Origin of the sequence: Streptomyces sp. TLI_171, from assembly GCF_003610255.1 — a bacterium.
GTDB lineage: Bacteria > Actinomycetota > Actinomycetes > Streptomycetales > Streptomycetaceae > Kitasatospora.
The window spans coordinates 2,291,456-2,310,116 of the sequence record NZ_RAPS01000001.1; the positions used below are offsets into that span (position 1 = coordinate 2,291,456).

The following is an 18,661-nucleotide window of genomic DNA, read 5'->3' on the forward strand; positions in this document are numbered from 1 at the left end:
ATTTCCAACGGGATTACCCGACCCCCTTGCGGCACCCGACCCACCCGCCCGAGAAAGAGCGGACAAAGATTCGTTGCCCCCTGCTGCCCATCACTCACCCCGGACCCGCCGACGGATCCTCCCGGCACGCACCACCGAGTGTCAAGCACGAACTCCGGTGCGGGCGGCATCTATTGCACTCATAGATATCGCATACGATGAATGTCGGATATGACGGAACACTGCCAACATGCCCGCCTATCCTCCGCAATCGCCACGCAGGTTCCGGCCGCCCCGGCCGAAACCCGGCAGTCCCGCCAGCCACGGCCGGCGCCCCGCGGGGACGCCCCCCGGTCCCCGGACCGAGGCGCGGCACCCGGCGGTCCGGCATCACCCGATCGGGTAATGGAACGACAAAGGCCCAGCCAAGTGCGGCAATTGAGGGAAGGCCGCGAATCGACGGTGAACTGCTGGGTCTACTGCCCGCCGGTTCGCTAGCATGGCGCGCTCAAGCGGTCGGAGCGACACCGGTACGGGGGATTGCGTGCGGAGTGTGGAGCCAGGCGGGAGCGGCGGCGGATTCCGGGTGGCGCCCGAGGAGTTGGACGCGGCGGGGCAGACCGCGGGGGGTGTCGCCGAGCGGGTGCCCGGGGAGACCTCGCGGGTGCTGGGCGCCTCGGACGACGCCGAGGGCGGGCTGCGCGGGTGGGTGACGGGCAGTGAGTTGAACGCCTGCACCGACGAGTGGAAGCGCCTGCTGGACGAGCTGTCCGCGGAGATGGACCGGCAGGGCGACAACTTACGGCAGACCGCGGCGAACTACCGTCGCGCCGAGCAGGAGGCCGGCCGCGGCATGGTCGCGCCGGCGGGGCGGTGAGCATGGACGTCCCCACCCTGCGCGACGCGGATCCGGACCGGCTGTTCGGGGCCGCCGACGCGTACGGCACGCTGGCGACGGCGTTCGCCCAGCACGCGGACAGCTGGCGGGAGGGCGTCGACAACCGGGTGAAGAACTCCGGTTGGACCGGCGACGCGGCGGACGGCGCGCAGCAGTCGCTGTCCCGGACGACCGGCAAACTCACCGCAGCGCAGCTGGAGTTGGCGCGGATCGCGCCCGTCCTGCGGGAGGGCGCGGAGGCGTTCGTGCTGGCCCGGGCGAAACTGCGGGCCGCCCTCGCGGACGCCTCCGCGGGCGGGTTCCAGGTCGCCGACGACGGCGGGGTCTCCTGGCCGCCGCCGAGCGCCGCGGAGCGGCACGACCCGGACGCGCCGAACCGGGCCGGCCGGGGCACCGAGCTCCGGGACCGGATCGCGGAGGCGCTGACCGAGGCCGCGCACGCCGACCAGGTGACCGCGGAGCGGCTGCGCCAGTACACCACCGACGCGCGGACCGGCGCGGGACTGGACCCGGGCACCGCCGCGATGCGGCTGAACAGCGCGGTCCTGGACGCGGTCAACCCGTTCGGCGGCCCGGAGGACCTGGTCCGCGCGGGCATGCCGGACAAGGACGCCTCGCCGACCCAGGTGAACGCCTGGTGGAAGGCGCTGCCGGCGGACGAGCAGCAGCGGCTGATCAAGGAGTACCCGGCGGAGCTCGGCAACCGCGACGGCCTGCCGACGGTGGCCCGCGACCAGGCCAACCGGATCAACCTGGACCGGATGGTCGACGACCTGTCGTCCCGTCAGGACCTGTCGGACTGGGACCGGAAGAAGCTGGAGGGCTTCCGCTCGATCCAGAACCGGCTGCGCGAGGACCAGGGCAAGCAGCCGCCGTCGTACCTGCTGGTGATCGGCGACCAGGGTCAGGGCCGGGCGGCGATCGCGTACGGCAACCCGGACACCGCGGACGACGTGGTGGCGTACGTGCCGGGCCTGAACACCGAGGTCAAGAACATGGGCGGCGGCGACGCCAACCGGGCCCGCGACCTGTGGCAGTCCGCGCACGACACCGATCCGAGCCGCTCCACCGCCTCGATCGCCTGGCTGGGCTACGACGCCCCGCAGGCCAAGGGCATCAGCCCGGACGCGTTCGCGGTGGCCGGCGACAAGCGGGCCAAGCAGGGCGGCGAGGCGTACCAGGGCTTCCTGCAGGGCCTGCGGGCCTCGCACGAGGGCGCGCCCGCGCACCTGACGGCGCTCGGCCACTCGTACGGCTCGTTCACCGTCGGGCAGGCCGCGCAGCGACCGGGCGGGATACCGGCCGACGACATCATCCTGGTCGGCTCGCCCGGCACCGGCGCGCAGCAGGCCTCGCAGCTGGGCGTCGGCGCGGACCACGTGTGGGTGGGCGCTGCGGAGCACGACCCGGTGTCGCACCTGCCCAGCCACGACGAGGCGAAGGGCATGGGCATCGGCGCGGGCATCGGCGGACTGGTCGGCGGCCCGCTGGGCGCGGTGGCCGGCGGGTTCATCGGCGACAGGATCGGCGGGCACGGCGACCCGCACGAGCTGTGGTTCGGCCAGGACCCGGCGAGCACCGAGTTCGGGGCGCACCGCTTCGACGTGGCGGACGGCCCGCTGGGCTTCGCCTCGCACTCCGACTACTGGAACCAGGGCGAGGGCCGGGACGGCCACTCGCTGCGCAACATGGGCCTGATCGTCTCCGGCCACGGTGACCGGGTCTTCGGGCAGGAGGGCCGATGAACGAGCACGCGCCGGGGACCTCCCGGTCGATCGAGCTGCCGGCGGCGCGCACCGCGGTCGACGAGCTGCTGGACTCCGGTCCGGCGGCGCTCTCCCCTCCCGGGGTCTGGGCGGACGGCCCGTACGTGCAGGTCGAGCACGAGCACGCGTACACCCGGGAGCCGGACGGCACCGCGCACCTGGAGAAGCGCCGCTACCTGCTGACGGCGCTGGCCGAGCACCGGTACCCCGAGCTGCTCGCCCAGCTGGCCCGGGCCTGGCGGGCCCGGGGCTGGGCGGTGTCCGCCGAGGAGGACCCGCAGCTGCCCGTGCTGCGCGCCGAATCCCCTTACGGGAGTGCGGAGTTCAGGATCGGGTTGGCCGGCAACGGGACGCTGCTGGCCCGGGTCGACGGGCTGCCGGCGACCGGCGACTCGTACCCGTTCGGCGGGGACAGCACGGTGCCGCTCGGGCCGGACGGGGCCATGGACACGGTGCCGCGGCACCACGACCCGTTCTGGTCCGTCTAGGGTCCTGTCCTCGGGCGAACGGCGGAGAGGGAGTCGGATGAGGGTGCGAGTGGCGGGCGCCGTCGTGGCGCTGGTGCTGGGCTTCGGGGCGGTCGGCTGCGACTCGTCCGGCGGCTCCGGCGGCGGCTCCGGCCGCCAGGTGGTGGCGCTGGACCGGGCGAAGGCCCGGTTGCAGGACCTGGTGGACGGCACCACCGCCGCGCTCACCCCGGCGGTCCGGTACGCCGACGACGCGTACCGGGCCGTCCCGCACGAGGGCGGGCTGAGCCGCGACGACGACGGCACCGCGCAGCTGACGCTGCGCCGGTACGTGCTGACCAAGGTCGGCCCGGCCAAGCAGGCCCGGCTCCTGGAACAGGTCCGGGCGTACTGGAAGGGCCGCGGCTACACCCTGCACGACGAGGCCTCGACCACCGACGCCGGCGCCGAGACCCCGGACGGCGCGGGCGTGCGGGTGTCCATCGGCGTGCCCGGCAACGTCACCGTGGTGGCCGACGCCTGGGTGCAGGACCCCGGCCGCACCCAGCCCTTCGGCCCCGCCCCCAGCCCGCTGCCCACCGGACCGGACGGCGGCCTCGACACCATGCCGCACGTCGAGGACCCCGCCTGGTCCTGACCGGGTGTCCGCGTGAGGAAAGCTTCCTGACGGTCCGTCGGTGCACCGGGTGGACGAATCGGGCCCGATCGGGGCCGATCGGGCGGTGCGGCGAAGGTGGTGGCCGGGGACCATTGGGGTGTCGTGACCATGATGGTTATAGTCGGAACGATCTAGCCGGAACGGCGGCCGGCCGAGGGGTCTCCTCGGTATTGCCATGTCGCGTTCCGCCGCCATGCCGCCGTGCCGTCCGGTGTCCTCGGGCCGTCGTGTTCCGCGTCGACCACGGGGAGAGACGACCATGGCACAACTGGCCGGGCGGGGGCGCACCGCGCTCGTCGCCGTCATCGGCGGGGCGCTGCTGCTGAGCGGCTGCGGCGGCACCGGGGGGAGCGGGCAGGGGCGGGCCGACCTGCACGCGCTGCTGCCGGAGCCGGTGCGCAAGGCGGGGGTGCTGACGGTGGGGGCCTCGTTCACGGCCGCGCCGGTGGTGTACCGCAACGACCGCAACGAGCCGGACGGGCTGGACCCGCACCTGGCGGAGAAGCTGGAGGCGGTGCTCGGCATCAAGCTGCAGTTCCAGGACGTCGGGCCGTTCGCGAACGTGCTGCCCGGGCTGCTGGCCGGCAAGTACGACATCGCGATGTCCGGCATCACCGACACCCGGGAACGCGAGGAGGGCCTCGACAAGGAGGGCAAGCAGGCCAACCCCGGGGTGGACTTCGTCGACTACTTCATGGCGGGCATCGGCATCGCCGTCGACAAGGGCAACCCGAAGGGCATCGTCGACATCGACCACCTGTGCGGGCACACCGTCACGGTCAAGAAGGGCACCACCCACGACGACCTGGCGCTGCGCCAGAAGCCGGTCTGCGAACACGCGGGCAAGCCGCTGACGGTGCTGGAGACCGACACCGACGCCGCGGCGGTGGAGAACCTGAAGGGTCCGGCGGACGCCTTCATGACCGACTACCCGAAGGCGCAGTACGCCGTGCAGACCGTCGGCAACGGCAACAGCTTCGAGATCGGCGGCCCGCAGCTGCAGCCCCGCCCGTTCGGCATCGCGCTGCGCAAGGACGACCAGGTGCTGCGCGACGTGCTGATGCGGGCGATGAACCGGCTGATCACCGACGGCACCTACGACCAGGTGCTGGCCGAGCACAACCTGTCGGTCGGCGCGATCCAGAACTCGGTCACCAACGGGTCCTGAGACCGCCGGCCCCGGACCGCGCTCACCCAGCGGCGAACGCCAGCACGGCGACGTCGTCGGTGAGCGGCCCGGCGTGCCGGGGCACGTCCCGGTCCAGGAAGTCGACCACCGCCTCCGGGTCGGTGGCGGGCAGCGTGGCCAGGCGGGCGGCGAGCGGGTAGAACGCGCCGGCGCCGTCACGGGCCTCGGTGACGCCGTCGGTGTGCACCAGCACGGTGTGGCCCGGCGGCAGCGCCAGCACGGTCGGCGGCTCGGCCCCGCCGGACGCCAGGTGGCCCAGGCCGAGCGGCAGTTCCTCCGCGCACCGGACCGCCCGGACGGCGCCCGGGCCGACCAGCAGCGGGGCCGGGTGGCCGCGGTTGACCGCCTCCAGCAGGCCGGTGTCCGGGTGGTGCTGCAGCAGGACGGCGGTGACGAACAGTTCGCCGTCCTCGCGCTGCTCCGCCTCGCGCCGCACCTGGCGGTCCAACTGGTCGGCGAGTTCGCCGAGTTCGGCGGTCTCGTGGGCGGCGACCCGGAACGCGCCGATCACGTCGGCGACGGTGCGGACGGCGTCCAGGCCCTTGCCGCGGACGTCGCCGAGCAGGATCCGGGTGCCGAAACGGGTCTCGCACACCTCGTACAGGTCGCCGCCGACGCCCACGTCGGCCTGCGCCGGCTGGTACAGCCCCGCGGTGCGCAGCCCGCCGACCCGGGCCGGGACGGGGCGCAGCACGGTGTGCTGCAGGGTGTCGGCGACCGCCCGCACCCGGACCAGGTCGCGGGCCTGCCGCCGCCGCTGCCGGGCCAGTCCGGCGCCGAGCGCGCCCGCCAGCACGGTCGCCAGGTAGGTCCACAGGTGGTGCTGCTCGACCAGGTGCCCGGCCCGCAGCGCGAGCAGCGCCTGCAGCAGCACGGTGACCGCGGTGGACGCGCCGACCAGCGCCGGGCCGGCGCCGAACGCGACCACCACCGGGACGACGGTCAGCAGGAAGCCCGCCGCGACCGAGCCCGGGATCGCCACCTCCATCACCAGGTCCGCGACCAGCAGCAGCACCGGCAGCAGCCGCACCCAGGTGGGGGTGCGCAGCGCCAGCGCCATCGCGGCCTCCCAGCGGTCGCCGGGCTGCCGGTCGTAGTGGCCGGACCGGTCCGGGCCACGGCCGGGTCGGTCGGGGCGGGGCGCGGCGGGCCCGCTCGCGGGTTCGGCGGGACGGACGTCGGTGGCGGGCGCGGCCATGCTGACCTCCTCGGCGACCACTGCGGCTACGGTTCGCCTCCATCGTCGCCCGTGCCGCGCCCGGCCCACTGCCTGCCAAGGTCCCGACGACCAGGGACCTTCGGCCCGTTCCGCTCAGCCGCGCCGTATGCCCGTGAGCTGCGTCACCGCCGGCCGGCGAGGGTGACCGGGAGGGTGCGGTGGCCGCGCAGCACCAGCCGGTCGCGGCGGGCGGCCGGACCGGCGGGGGCGAGCGCGGGGAAGCGGCGCAGCAGGGCGGGCAGTGCGGTGGCGGCCTCCAGGCGGGCGAGTTCGGCGCCCAGGCAGTAGTGCGGTCCGCCGCCGAAGGCGAGCGGCCGGCCCTCGCGCCGGTCGGGGCCGAAGCGCCCGGGGTCGAATCGGTCGGGCTGCTGGTAGTGGCGCGGGTCGCGGTTGGCGGCGCCGAGCAGCAGCAGGACGCCCGTGTGCCGGGGCACTGGGCGGCCCGCCAGGGTGAGTCCGTCGGCGAGCGCGATCCGGGAGGTGAGCTGGACGGGCGGGTCGTGGCGCAGCACCTCCTCGGTGAAGGCCGCCGGGTCGAGCTCGCCGCGGCGCAGGGCGTCGGCGGTGCCGGGGTCCTCGAACAGCCGGACCAGGGCGTTGCCGAGCAGGTTGCCGGTGGTCTCGAAGCCGGCGATCAGCAGCAGGGCGAGGTTGGCGACCAGTTCGCGGTGCGACAGCCGCTGCGGGTCGGCGTCGGCGGTGGCGACCAGCGCGCTGACCAGGTCGTCCCGCGGGTCGGCCCGCCGCTCGGCGGTCAACGTGTCGAAGTAGTCGGTGAGTTGTTCGGCGGCCCGGTCGGCGGCGGCCAGCTCGCGGTCGCCGATCACGGTCTCCAGGGTGGCGGTCAGGTCGGCGGCGAGCGGCCGGAACAGGTGCCGGTCCGCCGCGGGGACGCCGAGCAGTTCGCAGATCACGCCGATGGGCAGCCGGAACGCGAACGCGTCCAGGAAGTCGACGGGCTCCTCGCCGTGCCCGGCGAGCCGGTCCAGCAGCCCGTCGACGGCGGCGCCGACCGCGGGGGCGAGGGCGGCGACCCGGCGCGGGGTGAACACCGAGGCGATCAGCGAGCGCATCCGGGCGTGGTCGGGGGCGTTGCGCTGCAGGACCGACGGGGCCAGCAGGTATTTGCCGGGGTGGTCCAGGAAGTCGGGTTCGAACTCGGCGCGCAGCCGCCCGTCCAGGACCCCGGCCCCGGGGGCCCGCAGCACCTCGTCCGCCTCCGTACGGCCGGTGACGACCAGTAGGAAGTCGTCCACCGGCAGCACCGGCCCGAGCGCCCGCAGCCGCTCGTACAGCGGGTACGGGTCGCGCCAGCCGGCGGGCCCCAGCAGCTCGCCGACGATCGTCGTCGCATCCATCGCTTCCCCCTGCTCGGCGGTCCGGTCCCGGTGCGGCAACGGGCGGGCGGCACGCCGGGGTTCCCGGCGGACCGCGGGCCGGGCGGGGCGCTCGGTAGGGTGGCCGGTCATGGAGATCTGGATCAACCCGCGGTGCAGCAAGTGCCGCACCGCGCAGAGCGAGCTGGACGCGGCGGGCGTGGAGTACACCGTGCGCCGGTACCTGGACGAGCCGCCGACGGCCGCCGAACTCACCGAGGTGCTGGGCCGGCTGGGCCTGGAGCCGTGGGACGTGGCCCGGCTGGACGAGCCGGTCGCCAAGGAGCTCGGGCTGCGCGGCTGGGGCCGCGAGGACGGCGACCGGGCGCGCTGGGTCGAGGCGATGGCCGCGAACCCGGCGCTGATCCAGCGGCCGATCATCACCGCCGACGACGGCTACACGGTGATCGGGCGCACCGAGGAGGCCCTGAAGGACGTCCTCGGCCACGGCGCGTGATGACAGCGGGCTGACAGCGGCCTGTGAGCGGGCCCCGGCAGGCTGGGACGGTCCGTCCGACCTGCCGGGGAGCCCGCCGTGTACGACCTGCCGATCCGCCAGCTGACCGTCGTCTCGGTGCACCGCCCGACCCCGCGGACGGCCCGCGTCACCTTCGCGCTGCCCGCCGGCGAGTTCGCCCTCGCCGGGCCCGACCAGCAGGTCAAGCTGTACTTCCCGCGCCCCGGCCAGGACCGCCCCGAGCTGCCCGAACCCGCGCCCGGCCAGGGCCTGATGGACTGGTACGCGGCCTGCCAGGCCGTCCCCGAGCAGCACCGTCCCTGGATGCGCTCCTTCACGCTCCGCGCCCACGACGCCGAACTGCACACCGTGGACGTCGACTTCGTGCTGCACGGGCCGACCGGTCCGGCCGCCCGCTGGGCGGCCCGGGCGGAGCCCGGTCAGGTGCTGGCGATGTTCGGCCCGTCCCCCGAGTTCGCCCGGCCGTTCCCGCTGGACGGCGACGGTCCGCTGCTGTTCGCCTGCGACGAGTCGGCGCTGCCCGCGCTCGGCACCCTGGTGGAGGCGCTGCCGGCCGGCACCCGGGCGCACGCCTGGATCGAGGTGGCCGGCCCCGAGGAGCACCAGCCCCTGCTCGGATTCGGCGAGTTGACTGCCACCTGGGTGCACCGCGGCGACGCCCCGCCCGGGCAGCGGCTGCTCGCCGCCGTGCGCGCCGCCGCCCTCCCCGCCGACCCGGCCGCCGCCTGGCTGGCCGGCGAGGCGGGCGCCGTCCGCGCCCTGCGCCGGCACCTGCTGACCGACCGCCGGCTTCCCCGCTCCGCCGTCCACTTCACCGGCTACTGGCGGCGGCGCCTCACCCAGGACGACGCGCCCACCCCGGCCGACCTGGCCGACGCCCGCGAGATCCTGGGCCGGAACTCCTGAGACCGCCCCCGGTGGTACCTTCCGCCGGTGACGAGTCTTCTGCAACCGCCCCTGCTCACGCGCCTGTTGGCGGCCGAGCGGATCCTGATCGCCGGCGCGGGCGGCGGGTTCGACGTGTACGCCGGGCTGCCGCTGGCGCTGGCGCTGCAGGCCGCCGGGCGCGAGGTGCACCTGGCGAACTTCTCCTTCAGCAACCTGTACGGCTGCGGACTGTCCGTCTGGCAGGCCCCGGAGCTGGCCCGGATCACGCCCGACGTGCAGTGCGCCGACCGGTACTTCCCGGAGCGCTCGCTCGCCCGCTGGCTGCGCGACCACGGCCGGCCGGACACCGTGTGGGCGTTCCCGCGCACCGGCGTGCAGCCGCTGCGGGCGGCGTACCGGGAGCTGGTGGGGCAGCTGGGGATCGACGCGATCCTGCTGGTCGACGGCGGCACCGACATCCTGATGCGCGGCGACGAGGCCGGACTCGGCACCCCCGAGGAGGACATGGCCTCGCTGGCCGCCGTCGCCGGGCTGGCCGAGGTGCCGACCCGGCTGGTGGCCTGCCTGGGCTTCGGGATCGACGCGCACCACGGCGTCAACCACAGCCTGGTGCTGGAGAACCTGGCCGCCCTGCAGCGCGACGGCGGCTACCTCGGCGCGTTCTCGCTGCCCGCCGACTCGCCCGAGGGCGCCCTCTACCTGGACGCCGTCGAGCACGCCCGCAACGAGCTGCCGGAGCACCCGAGCATCGTGCACGGCTCGATCGCCGCCGCCCTGACCGGCGGGTTCGGCGACGTCCGGTTCACCGAACGGACCGCCGACAGCGCCCTGTTCATCAACCCGCTGATGACGCTGTACTTCGGCGTCACGGTGGAGGCGCTGGCCGCCCGCCACCTCTACCTGGACCGGCTGGAGCACACCGTCCTGCTCGGCCAGGTCGCCTCCGCGATCGGTCGCTTCCAGGACTCGCTGCCCCGGCAGCGCCCGCCCCGCGCCTACCCGCACTGAGCCGCACCGAGCCGCACCCTGCTCCAACCGGCGCTCCTCACCCGCCTGTTGGCCGCCGAACGGATCCTGATCGCCGGGTCCGGCGGCGGCCACGACGTCTACGCGGGCCTCCCGATCGCGCTCGCCCTGCACGCCGCCGGCCGCGAAGTCCACCTGGCCAACCTCTCGTTCACCCACCACTACGGGCTGGACGCCGCCACCTGGGCGGCCCCGAACCTGGCCCGGATCACGCCCGACACCCGGTCCGCCGAGTCGAACATCCCCGAACGCAGCCTGGCCCGCTGGCTGCACGACCACCGACTGCCGGACACCGTCTGGGCGTTCGCCTCCGTGGGCGTCAAACCGCTGCGCGCCGCCTACCGCACCCTGGTGCGCCGGCTCGGCATCGACGCGATCCTGCTGGTCGACGGCGGCACCGACATCCTGATGCGCGGCGACGAGGCCGGACTCGGCACCCCCGAGGAGGACATGGCCTCGCTGGCCGCCGTCGCCCGCCTGAGCAACGTCCCGACCCGGCTGGTGGCCTGCCTGGGCTTCGGGATCGACGCGCACCACGGCGTCAACCACAGCCTGGTGCTGGAGAACCTGGCCGCCCTGCAGCGCGACGGCGGCTACCTCGGCGCGTTCTCGCTGCCCGCCGACTCGCCCGAGGGCGCGCTCTACCTGGACGCCGTCGAGCGGGCCGGGGCGGCGAGCCCGGAGCGGCCCAGCATCGTGCAGCGGTCGGTCGCGGCGGCGCTGCGCGGGGAGTTCGGCGACGTCGCCCTCGCCGAGCGGGTCCCGGGCAGTGAGCTGTTCGTGAATCCGCTGATGGCGCTGTACTTCGGCGTCACGGTGGCGGCGCTGGCCGCCCGCAACCTGTACCTGGGCCGGCTGGAGGGCACCGTGCTGACCAGGGAGATCGCCTCGGTGATCGCGGACTTCCGGGAGGAGCTGCCCCGGCTGCGGGCCGCCCGCACCTTCCCGCACTGAGGCTGCGGGAGCGGCGATCCCGACCCACCCATTTCATTGATAACGCTCAATGCGTAGCATCGATCCCAGATTGTGTTATCGTTGACAACGTCAGCGCGATGTCACTGAAACGGAAGAGGGTCTCCCCATGCCCAGCACCGATTCCACCGCCCTCACCACCCGCACCGCCCTGGTCACCGGCGGCTCCGGCGGCATCGGCAGGGCCGTCGTCCGGCGGCTCGCCCGCGACGGGTACGCCGTCGCCGTCCACTACGCCGGCAACCAGGCCAAGGCCGAGGCCCTGGTCGAGGAGATCGCCGCGACCGGCGGCCGGGCCATCGCGGTCGGCGGCGACGTCGCCGACGAGCACGCCATGGCCGCCGCCTTCGACCGGGCGGAGAGCGCCTTCGGCGGCCTGGACGTGGTCGTGCACACCGCCGGCGTGATGCGACTGAAGCCGATCGCCGAACTGGACCTGGACGACCTGGACGCGATGCACCGCACCAACATCCGCGGCACCTTCGTGGTCGCCCAGCAGTCCGCCCGCCGGCTGCGCCCCGGCGGTGCGCTGATCAACTTCTCCACCTCGGTGATGGGCCTGCAGTTCCCCGGCTACGGCGCGTACGCGGCCAGCAAGGGCGCCGTCGAGGCGATGACCCTGGTGCTGGCCCGCGAGCTGCGCGGCCGTGACGTGACGGTCAACGCGGTCGCCCCCGGACCCACCGCCACCCCGCTGTTCCTGGAGGGCAAGGACCAGGACACCGTCGACCGCCTCGCCGCCCAGTCGCCGCTCGAACGGCTCGGCGCCCCCGAGGACATCGCCGAACTCACCGCCTTCCTGGCGAGCCCCGCCGGGCACTGGGTCAACGGCCAGAACATCCGCAGCAACGGCGGAATCGTCTAGGAGCACCCCATGACCGCCACCACCACCGACCGCCGGGTGATCGTCGTCACCGGCGTCTCCAGCGGTTTCGGCAGCCTCGCCGCCGGCGCCCTGGCCGCGGCCGGCCACACCGTGTACGCGGGCATGCGGGCCACCGCCGACCGCAACGCCCCGCGGGTCGCCGAACTCGCCGCGCTCGCCGCCGCCGACGGCGTCGACGTCCGCGGCATCGAGATGGACGTCCAGGACCAGGTCTCCGTGGACGCCGCGATCGACCGGATCGTCGCCGAGCGGGGCCGCCTCGACGCGGTCGTGCACAACGCCGGCCACATGACGCTCGGCCCCGCCGAGGCGTTCACGCCCGAGCAGCTCGCCGCGCTGTACGACGTCAACGTGCTCTCCACCCAGCGGGTCAACCGGGCCGCCCTCCCGCACCTGCGCCGCCGGTGCCGGAGCGGGGCTCCACTAGGCTTGCCGGGACCGAGCAGAAGGGAAACGAACCGGTCATGACCGATGCCACCACGGCGGGCCCGCAGGCCGGCGACCTCCGCTCCCGGATGCTCGAAGCGGCCGAGGCGCTGCTCAACGACTCCCCCGACAACGACTTCTCCACCCGCGCGGTCTGTGACGCCGTCGGGGTCAAGCAGCCCGTCCTGTACCGGCTGTTCGGTGACAAGAACGGCCTGCTGACGGCCCTGGTCGAGCACGGCTTCGAGCGCTACATCGGCCGCAAGCAGTCGCTGGCGACCACCGCCGACCCGGTCGCCGACCTGCGCGCGGGCTGGGACGACCACACCGACTTCGCGCTCACCAACCGGGCGCTGTACCGGCTGATGTTCTCGCCCGTCCTCCCCGAGGTCCCCGAGCCCGCCAACCGGATCTTCGAACTCCTCAGGCAGACCCTGGACCGCTGTGCGGCGGTCGGCGCGATGCGCATCCCCACCGAACAGGCGGCCCAGGCCATCCTGGCCGCCAACGTCGGCGTCACCCTCAGCCTGCTCTCCCAGCCGCAGCGCTTCTCCGACCCCGCCCTCTCGACCCGGGTCCGGGACGCGGTGTTCGCCGCCTGCCTGACCGGGAGCACCCCGCCGACCTCCTCGGCGGAGGATCAAGTCGCCTCTGCAGCGCGCCAGTTGGAGGCGCAGATCGGCCAGCGGGCCGGTACCGCGCTGAAGGCCGAGGAGACCGCGCTGCTGCTGCTCTGGCTGCGGGCGCTGCAGCAGGGCGGCTGACCGGGGCGTTCAGCGGCCGGCCCTGGCCCGCGCCTCGGGCGTCACCGGGGTGAAGAAGTTCACCAGGGTGCCGTCGGGGTCGCGGACCAGCAGCGAGCGGTTGCCCCAGGGCAGGGTGGCCGGCGCCGCGACCACCTCCGCTCCGCCGTCGGCCAGTCGGCGGTGCAGCAGGTCGACGTCCTCGACCAGGAACTCCACGATGGCGCTGCGGTTGGAGGCCGGCTCGGCCGAGCCCGGCGCGAACAGCGGCACGGTGCGGACGCTCCCGATCGCCAATGTCCCGGCGGGGCTGCGGAGTTCGGCGAAGTCGGGGGTCGGCCGGTCGGCCGTCAGGCCGGTGGCGTGCTGGTAGAAGGCGACCAGGCGGTCGACGTCGGCGGTGATCAGACGGACGGAGACGAGGTTCATCAGGGGCTCCCGTGCGGTGCTTCCGGTGCTGTCGACTCCGACGCTAGAACCGATACCGGACAGGATCCGCCCGGTATCGGGAGGAGAATGGCGGCATGACCCGACCCGTCGGACGCGTGCTGACCCTGCTGGAGCTCCTGCAGTCCGGCGGCGTCCGCACCGTCGCGGACCTGGCCGGCCACCTCGGCGTGGACGAGCGCACCGTCCGCCGGTACGTCGCGCAGCTGGTCGAACTCGACCTGCCGGTGGAGTCGGTGCGCGGCCGCTACGGCGGTTACCGGCTCGCCCCCGGGCACCGGATGCCGCCGCTGATGCTCACCGACGAGGAGGCGGTCGCCGTCCTGTTCGGCCTGACCGCCGCCCACCGGGCCGGGCTGTCGGCCGCCTCCGGCACCGCGGGCGGAACCGCCACGGCGAAGATCCGCCGGGTCCTGCCCCGCCGGCTCGCCGACCGGGTGGACGCCCTGCTGGAGTCGGTGGCCTTCACCGCCGCGCCGACCCCCGCCGCCGCCCTCGACCCAGAGGCCCTGCTGACCGTCGCCGACGCCGTCCGCCACCGCCGGCCGCTGGCGTTCCGGTACACCTCCGCCGACGGCCGGGCCGGCGAACGGTCACTGCTGCCGTACGGGCTGGTCGCGCACACCGGCCGCTGGTACCTGACCGGCTGGGACACCGCCGCCGGTGCCGAGCGGCTGTTCCGCCTGGACCGCCTGACCGCACCCCGCCCACTGCCCGGCAGCTTCGAACCCCCCGCCGGCGCGGACCCGGCCGGCCGCGTGCTGCACGCCCTCGCCACCGCGCCGCACCGGCACTCCGTGCGGCTGCGGATCCGCTCGGAGGCCGAGCCGATCCGCGCGCACTTCCCGACCGGCCTGGCCCTGATCGCCGACCCGGACCCGGAGGGCTGGTGCGCCGTCGACCTTCAGGTGGACCGACTCGACTGGATTCCTGGCGTGTTGGCCGCGCTCGACCGCCCGTTCCGGATCGACCGGCCCACCGAACTCGGCGGGCGAGTGCGCGCCCTGGCCGCCCGGCTCGCCGAATCGGCTGCGGCAGAGCGGGGCTGACGCGCGGTCAGTCCTTGCGGGCAGCGGCGGCGATCTTCGCGGTGGTGTGGAAGAACCGGGAGGTCGCCTGCCCGCCGTAGGACTTGGGGAAGGCGGTGGCCGGGTTCCCGTTCAGCCTCCCGTTGCGCACGTGCATCACCACGAACGCGGCGTCCTCGGTCGCCCCGATCATCTCCCAGTCCCCCTTCGGCGAGACGGCCGGCAACTCGATGCCGTCGGGCAGCGGCTCGGAGAGGAACAGCACGCACAGCCGCTTGTCCTCGGTGACCTCGACGTCGGCGAACGGGTCGAGCGCGACGACCGCCTCCACCTCCTCGAGCGTCCGCAGCATCACCGGCACCGGATACCCCAGCCCCTCCTCCAGCGCCGCCCCGATCCGCTCCGCGAGCGCCTTCCGGTCGGTCTCGCCGGTGCGGAAGAACACGTTCCCGCTCTGGATGTACGTCCGTACCCCCTCCAGCCCGAGACCCGCGAACAACTCCCGCAACCGGTCCATCTTCACGGTGCGGCCACCGACATTGATCGCCCGCAGGAAGGCGATGTACGTCACCATGCTTCCGAGTCTAGGGCTGCGCGTTCCGCGGAGCGGACGCACCCGACCAGGGGCCTGCCCGCCCGTGGTCGGGTGCGTCCCGCAGCGGGGCTCAGCCGTTGGGGAGGATCACCGCGCGGCCGTTGATCCTGCCCGCGTGCAGCCGCTCGTAGGCGAGCGGTGCGTCGTCGATCCCGTACGTCTCCACGTGCACGTCCACCACCCCGGCCCGGGCCAGGTCGAGGACCTCGATCAGCTCGGCGCGGCTGCCCCAGTACGGCGAGGTCACCGACACCTCGTACGGCAGGACGCCGAAGCCGACGGCGAGGGTGCCGCCGCCGATGCCCACGATGGTGACGTCGCCCTCGACGGCCACCAGCTTCCCGGCCAGCGCCGTGGTGGGCGGGGCGCCGACGAAGTCGAGGACGGCCTGCGCGCCGAGGCTGGCGGTGAGTTCGCGGACGGCGCCGACCGCCGCGTCGTTCGACAGCAGGGCCTCGTGCGCGCCGACCGCCCGGGCGAGGGCCAGCTTCTCCTCCGAGACGTCGAGCGCGATCACCCGCGCCGCGGTCATCGCGCGCAGCAGCTGGATCGCGACGTGCCCGAGGCCGCCCGTCCCGATCACCACGGCGGTGGAGCCGGGGACCAGCTTCGGCAGCGAGCGCTTGATCGCGTGATAGGGCGTCAGGCCGGCGTCGGTCAGCGGGACGGTGCGCACCGGGTCGAGGTCGCCGAGCGGGACGAGGTGGCGCGGGTCGTCGACCACCAGGTACTCGGCCATCGCGCCGGGCGCGCCCAGGCCGGGCGGCATGATGCCGAGTTCGGCGGCCCGCAGGCAGTAGTTCTCCTTGCCCTCCGCGCACTTGGCGCAGGCGCCGCAGCCCCAGGGCCCGTACACGGCGACCGACTCGCCCTCGGTGAAACCGGTGACGCCGGCGCCCAGGGCGGCGATGGTGCCGACGCCCTCGTGGCCGAGGGTGAGCGGCAGCGGGAACGGCAGCTGTTCGGCGGGCCAGCTCATCACGGCGATGTCGGAGTGGCAGACCCCGGCGGCGGTGACCTTCAGCAGGACCTGCCCGGGGCCGGGTTCGGGGTCGGGGACGGTGACCACCTCGGGGTGGCCGCCGACGGTGCGGTACTGGACTGCCTTCATGACCTGCTCTCCCTGCGTGTGAGCCCCCCTGACGATGGATCAGCGGGCGGAGTAGCCGCCGTCGACCAGGTGGTAGCTGCCGGTGACGAAGGAGGCCCGGTCGGAGAGCAGGAAAGCGGTGAGCTCGGCGACCTCCTCGGCGCGGCCGAGGCGTCCGGCGGGGTGCAGCGAGACCAGCAGGTCGCGGCCGGCCGGGTCGGTGTCCTTGAGCAGCGGGGTGTCGATGAAGCCGGGGCCGACGGCGTTGACCCGGATGCCGTGCGGGGCGTATTCGAGGGCGGTGGTCTTGGTGAGGCCGACCACGCCGTGCTTGGCGGCGACGTACGCGGGCGAGCCGGCGAAGCCGTTGGTGCCGAGGATGGACGCCATGTTGACGATCGATCCGCCGCCGGCGGCGAGCAGTTCGGGCACCTCGTGGCGGAGCGAGTAGAAGACGCCGTCGAGGTTGGTGGCGAGGACCCGGCGCCAGTCCTCGGGGTCGTACTCCCCGGTGGGGGCGACCGGCCCGCCGATGCCGGCGTTGTTGACGGCGAGGGAGAGCGGGCCGAGACCCTGCACGGTGGCGCGGACGGCGGCCTCGACGGAGTCGGGGTCGGTGACGTCGACCTGCACGGCCAGCGCCTCGGCGCCGGTGGCGGAGAGCTTCGCGGCCGCCTCGCGCGCACCGTCGAGGTTGAAGTCGGCGACGGCGACCTTGGCGCCGCGCTCGGCGAGCAGCCCGGCGACGGCGAGGCCGATGCCGGAGGCGCCTCCGGTGACGAGGGCGGTGCGGCCGGCGAACTCCTGGGTGGTCATGTCTGGTCGTTCCTTTCGTACGCCGCGCCGAGGGGTGGGGCGCGGGAGGCCGGGCTGACGGTCGGTCAGCGCGGGGGTTCGGCCGCGACCAGGTCGAAGGCGCGGTCGATCAGGGCGGGCAGGTCGCCCGCGGGGTCGCGCACCCAGGTGCGGGTGGCGGCGTGCAGGGCGGCGACGCCGAGGCCGACGGCGACGGCGGGCCGGAGGTCGGTCTCGGGGTGCAGGCCGAGCCGGTCGGCGACCAGGCGGATCGACTGCTCCTCCTCGGCGACGGCGATCCGCCGGTAGGCGGCGGTCAGCGCGGGCTCCTCGTCGATCAGCGCGAACAGGGCGCGCATGCCGGGGCGGAGGTGCCAGGCGGGGTGGTCGGGGTCGTGCAGCCAGGCGGTGACGGCGGCCCGGTAGGCGGCGTACGGGGCCTCGGCGGGGGGCCGGGCGGCGAGCGCCTGGTTGATCCGGGTGAAGTCGGCGCGCAGGCAGTCGAGGACGGCCTCCTCGCGGGAGGCGAAGTAGCGGCTGAAGGTGCGCCGGGAGACGTCGGCCGCGTCGGTGACGTGCTCGACGGCGAGGGCGGCGAGGCCGTGCTCCAGGGTGAGGTGCAGGGCGGCGTCGGCCATCGCCTCGCGGGTGCGGCGGGCCTTGCGGTCGCGCCGTCCGGGTTGGGCCGGCAGGGTGACCGGCGCGGGGGGCTGGTCGGTGCTCATGGCTCCACCCTACAACCGAAAATGTCCCGGCGGGACACGAGTCCCGCCGGGACATCGGGCCCGGATCGTGCTGCTCACGTCCCGGACGGTCCGGGGGCCCGCCGGCGGGCTACTGGCCGGCCGGCCCCCACAGCCGGTCGGTGCAGCGGGCGTAGGTGTCGCGCCAGTGCGGCCAGTGGCGGGCGGTCTCGTCGTCGCAGTCGGCGAGCAGCCGGTCGATCTGGACCGGGTCGACGCCTTCGAGCAGCCACACCAGGGCGTCGGACGGGGCCGGGCCGTCGGCGAAGCGCAGCAGGTCGAGCAGTTCGGGCAGGGTGCCGATCCGGGATCCGGGCCGGAAGACGCCCGCCATCCTCGGCAGCAGCTGGCGCTCCTCGATCCGCAGGTGGGTCTCCACCCGGGCGGCGAGCTCCTCGACGGCGTAGGAGACCGGCCAGGAGCTGGCGGGGTCGCGGGTGGCGATGCCGACCAGGGTGGTGGTGCGGGTGAAGCACTGGTCGAGGTTGTGGTGGTCGGACTCCAGCCAGTTGAGCAGCAGCCGCAGTTCGGGTGCGAAGCGGCGCAGCAGCGGCCACAGCCGGGTGTCCTGCTGCTCGTGGTGGCAGGTGACCATGGCGGTGACGAAGTCCCAGTGCCGCTTGAGCGCCTGGGCGCCCTCGAAGTCCTCGGGCTGGAGCAGGCGCAGGGCCTGCGGGAGGCGGGCGAGATCGCGCCGGACGGCGGCGTGCACCAGGCGCAGTCCGGCGAACGGGATGGGCTCGACCGCCGGGGCGGCGGGCTTCTCGCCCCGCGGGGCGGGAACGGTCGCGGGGCCTACGGGCAGCAGGTGGCGGGACATGGCGCTCTCTTCACGACTGGCTGGGGCTGGCCGGAGCGGGGGCCGCGGTGCGGCACCCCGGTCCAGTTCTCCGGTCCACGGCTCCAGGGTGGTGACACTTCATCAGGGGCGAATGAACGACCGATTGATGTGCAGGTCAGAGCGTTTTCGGGACGACCGGAGCCGGAATCGG

General features: G+C 74.5%; 20 protein-coding genes and 1 pseudogene. 13 read left to right on the forward strand and 8 right to left on the reverse strand.

Going from position 1 to position 18,661, the window contains the following annotated elements; translation table 11 throughout:
• Positions 1-565: 565 nt before the first annotated feature.
• The 5 genes from BX266_RS10410 (at position 566) to BX266_RS10430 (ending at position 4,936) form a co-directional block, all read left to right on the forward strand.
• Positions 566-856, forward strand: a complete 291-nt coding sequence (locus BX266_RS10410) for a type VII secretion target (RefSeq protein WP_180290442.1) — start codon at positions 566-568, stop codon at positions 854-856.
• 2 nt (positions 857-858) lie between these two features.
• On the forward strand, positions 859-2,622 hold the full coding sequence (locus tag BX266_RS10415) for an alpha/beta hydrolase (protein WP_143686902.1): 1,764 nt from the start codon (positions 859-861) through the stop codon (positions 2,620-2,622).
• Positions 2,619-3,131, forward strand: coding sequence for a hypothetical protein (locus BX266_RS10420; RefSeq protein WP_099898722.1), 513 nt, complete (start codon positions 2,619-2,621; stop codon positions 3,129-3,131). Before BX266_RS10415 ends, BX266_RS10420 begins: the two co-directional genes overlap by 4 nt.
• A 37-nt stretch (positions 3,132-3,168) precedes the next feature.
• Positions 3,169-3,747, forward strand: coding sequence for a hypothetical protein (locus tag BX266_RS10425; RefSeq protein ID WP_143686903.1), 579 nt, complete (start codon positions 3,169-3,171; stop codon positions 3,745-3,747).
• Positions 3,748-4,027: 280 nt separating this feature from the next.
• Positions 4,028-4,936 carry an ABC transporter substrate-binding protein gene (locus BX266_RS10430; RefSeq protein ID WP_180290443.1) on the forward strand — a complete coding sequence of 303 codons (909 nt, stop codon included), beginning with the start codon at positions 4,028-4,030 and terminating at the stop codon, positions 4,934-4,936.
• Positions 4,937-4,958: 22 nt separating this feature from the next.
• On the opposite strand, the gene BX266_RS10435 is transcribed toward BX266_RS10430, so the two are convergent.
• On the reverse strand, positions 4,959-6,155 hold the full coding sequence (locus BX266_RS10435) for a PP2C family protein-serine/threonine phosphatase (RefSeq protein WP_143686904.1): 1,197 nt from the start codon (positions 6,153-6,155) through the stop codon (positions 4,959-4,961).
• Between the two features lie 143 nt (positions 6,156-6,298).
• Positions 6,299-7,534 (reverse strand): cytochrome P450, encoded by a 1,236-nt coding sequence (locus BX266_RS10440; RefSeq protein ID WP_099907655.1) that lies wholly within the window; start codon positions 7,532-7,534, stop codon positions 6,299-6,301.
• Between the two features lie 109 nt (positions 7,535-7,643).
• Here BX266_RS10440 and BX266_RS10445 point away from each other — a divergent pair, with 109 nt between their 5' ends.
• The 7 genes and pseudogenes from BX266_RS10445 (at position 7,644) to BX266_RS10475 (ending at position 12,992) form a co-directional block, all read left to right on the forward strand.
• Positions 7,644-8,009, forward strand: a complete 366-nt coding sequence (locus BX266_RS10445; RefSeq protein ID WP_099898730.1) for an arsenate reductase family protein — start codon at positions 7,644-7,646, stop codon at positions 8,007-8,009.
• A 78-nt stretch (positions 8,010-8,087) separates the two neighbouring features.
• Positions 8,088-8,936 (forward strand): siderophore-interacting protein, encoded by an 849-nt coding sequence (locus tag BX266_RS10450; protein WP_099898732.1) that lies wholly within the window; start codon positions 8,088-8,090, stop codon positions 8,934-8,936.
• A gap of 27 nt (positions 8,937-8,963) precedes the next feature.
• Positions 8,964-9,926 (forward strand): DUF1152 domain-containing protein, encoded by a 963-nt coding sequence (locus tag BX266_RS10455; RefSeq protein WP_099898734.1) that lies wholly within the window; start codon positions 8,964-8,966, stop codon positions 9,924-9,926.
• 63 nt (positions 9,927-9,989) lie between these two features.
• Positions 9,990-10,898, forward strand: coding sequence for a DUF1152 domain-containing protein (locus tag BX266_RS10460; RefSeq protein ID WP_099907657.1), 909 nt, complete (start codon positions 9,990-9,992; stop codon positions 10,896-10,898).
• A 127-nt stretch (positions 10,899-11,025) separates the two neighbouring features.
• The gene (locus tag BX266_RS10465) at positions 11,026-11,781 is read left to right on the forward strand and encodes an SDR family oxidoreductase (RefSeq protein ID WP_099898736.1); all 756 of its coding nucleotides are present in this window, start codon (positions 11,026-11,028) and stop codon (positions 11,779-11,781) included.
• Positions 11,782-11,790: 9 nt separating this feature from the next.
• A pseudogene (locus BX266_RS10470) lies at positions 11,791-12,207 on the forward strand (SDR family NAD(P)-dependent oxidoreductase); the annotation flags it as partial.
• Between the two features lie 59 nt (positions 12,208-12,266).
• Complete coding sequence (locus BX266_RS10475) at positions 12,267-12,992, forward strand: TetR/AcrR family transcriptional regulator (RefSeq protein ID WP_099898738.1); 726 nt, start codon at positions 12,267-12,269, stop codon at positions 12,990-12,992.
• A 9-nt stretch (positions 12,993-13,001) separates the two neighbouring features.
• Here the strand turns inward: BX266_RS10475 and BX266_RS10480 are convergent, their stop codons facing one another.
• Positions 13,002-13,400 carry a glyoxalase/bleomycin resistance/extradiol dioxygenase family protein gene (locus tag BX266_RS10480; protein WP_099898740.1) on the reverse strand — a complete coding sequence of 133 codons (399 nt, stop codon included), beginning with the start codon at positions 13,398-13,400 and terminating at the stop codon, positions 13,002-13,004.
• 95 nt (positions 13,401-13,495) lie between these two features.
• Between BX266_RS10480 and BX266_RS10485 the strand changes: the two genes are divergently transcribed.
• Positions 13,496-14,467, forward strand: coding sequence for a YafY family protein (locus tag BX266_RS10485; protein ID WP_099898742.1), 972 nt, complete (start codon positions 13,496-13,498; stop codon positions 14,465-14,467).
• A 7-nt stretch (positions 14,468-14,474) separates the two neighbouring features.
• On the opposite strand, the gene BX266_RS10490 is transcribed toward BX266_RS10485, so the two are convergent.
• The 5 genes from BX266_RS10490 to BX266_RS10510 all read right to left on the reverse strand — a co-directional run bounded on the left by BX266_RS10490 (position 14,475) and on the right by BX266_RS10510 (position 18,489).
• Positions 14,475-15,020: a DUF1697 domain-containing protein gene (locus tag BX266_RS10490; protein ID WP_259464637.1), complete on the reverse strand. Its 546-nt coding sequence runs from the start codon at positions 15,018-15,020 to the stop codon at positions 14,475-14,477.
• A 91-nt stretch (positions 15,021-15,111) separates the two neighbouring features.
• Positions 15,112-16,152 (reverse strand): NAD(P)-dependent alcohol dehydrogenase, encoded by a 1,041-nt coding sequence (locus BX266_RS10495; protein WP_099898744.1) that lies wholly within the window; start codon positions 16,150-16,152, stop codon positions 15,112-15,114.
• A gap of 39 nt (positions 16,153-16,191) precedes the next feature.
• Positions 16,192-16,947 (reverse strand): SDR family NAD(P)-dependent oxidoreductase, encoded by a 756-nt coding sequence (locus BX266_RS10500; RefSeq protein ID WP_099898746.1) that lies wholly within the window; start codon positions 16,945-16,947, stop codon positions 16,192-16,194.
• Between the two features lie 65 nt (positions 16,948-17,012).
• Positions 17,013-17,651, reverse strand: a complete 639-nt coding sequence (locus tag BX266_RS10505) for a TetR family transcriptional regulator (RefSeq protein ID WP_099898748.1) — start codon at positions 17,649-17,651, stop codon at positions 17,013-17,015.
• 109 nt (positions 17,652-17,760) lie between these two features.
• Positions 17,761-18,489 (reverse strand): hemerythrin domain-containing protein, encoded by a 729-nt coding sequence (locus tag BX266_RS10510; protein ID WP_099898750.1) that lies wholly within the window; start codon positions 18,487-18,489, stop codon positions 17,761-17,763.
• Between the last annotated feature and the right edge of the window lie 172 nt (positions 18,490-18,661).

Coding starts and splice junctions, on each gene's coding strand:
- BX266_RS10415 (WP_143686902.1), top strand. CDS start 859: ATGGACGTCCCCACCCTGCGCGACGCGGATCCGGACCGGCTGTTCGGG.
- BX266_RS10480 (WP_099898740.1), bottom strand. CDS start 13,400: ATGAACCTCGTCTCCGTCCGTCTGATCACCGCCGACGTCGACCGCCTG.
- BX266_RS10420 (WP_099898722.1), top strand. CDS start 2,619: ATGAACGAGCACGCGCCGGGGACCTCCCGGTCGATCGAGCTGCCGGCG.
- BX266_RS10430 (WP_180290443.1), top strand. CDS start 4,028: ATGGCACAACTGGCCGGGCGGGGGCGCACCGCGCTCGTCGCCGTCATC.
- BX266_RS10465 (WP_099898736.1), top strand. CDS start 11,026: ATGCCCAGCACCGATTCCACCGCCCTCACCACCCGCACCGCCCTGGTC.
- BX266_RS10445 (WP_099898730.1), top strand. CDS start 7,644: ATGGAGATCTGGATCAACCCGCGGTGCAGCAAGTGCCGCACCGCGCAG.
- BX266_RS10490 (WP_259464637.1), bottom strand. CDS start 15,020: ATGGTGACGTACATCGCCTTCCTGCGGGCGATCAATGTCGGTGGCCGC.
- BX266_RS10510 (WP_099898750.1), bottom strand. CDS start 18,489: ATGTCCCGCCACCTGCTGCCCGTAGGCCCCGCGACCGTTCCCGCCCCG.
- BX266_RS10505 (WP_099898748.1), bottom strand. CDS start 17,651: ATGAGCACCGACCAGCCCCCCGCGCCGGTCACCCTGCCGGCCCAACCC.
- BX266_RS10425 (WP_143686903.1), top strand. CDS start 3,169: ATGAGGGTGCGAGTGGCGGGCGCCGTCGTGGCGCTGGTGCTGGGCTTC.
- BX266_RS10500 (WP_099898746.1), bottom strand. CDS start 16,947: ATGACCACCCAGGAGTTCGCCGGCCGCACCGCCCTCGTCACCGGAGGC.
- BX266_RS10475 (WP_099898738.1), top strand. CDS start 12,267: ATGACCGATGCCACCACGGCGGGCCCGCAGGCCGGCGACCTCCGCTCC.
- BX266_RS10435 (WP_143686904.1), bottom strand. CDS start 6,155: ATGGCCGCGCCCGCCACCGACGTCCGTCCCGCCGAACCCGCGAGCGGG.
- BX266_RS10495 (WP_099898744.1), bottom strand. CDS start 16,152: ATGAAGGCAGTCCAGTACCGCACCGTCGGCGGCCACCCCGAGGTGGTC.
- BX266_RS10440 (WP_099907655.1), bottom strand. CDS start 7,534: ATGGATGCGACGACGATCGTCGGCGAGCTGCTGGGGCCCGCCGGCTGG.
- BX266_RS10485 (WP_099898742.1), top strand. CDS start 13,496: ATGACCCGACCCGTCGGACGCGTGCTGACCCTGCTGGAGCTCCTGCAG.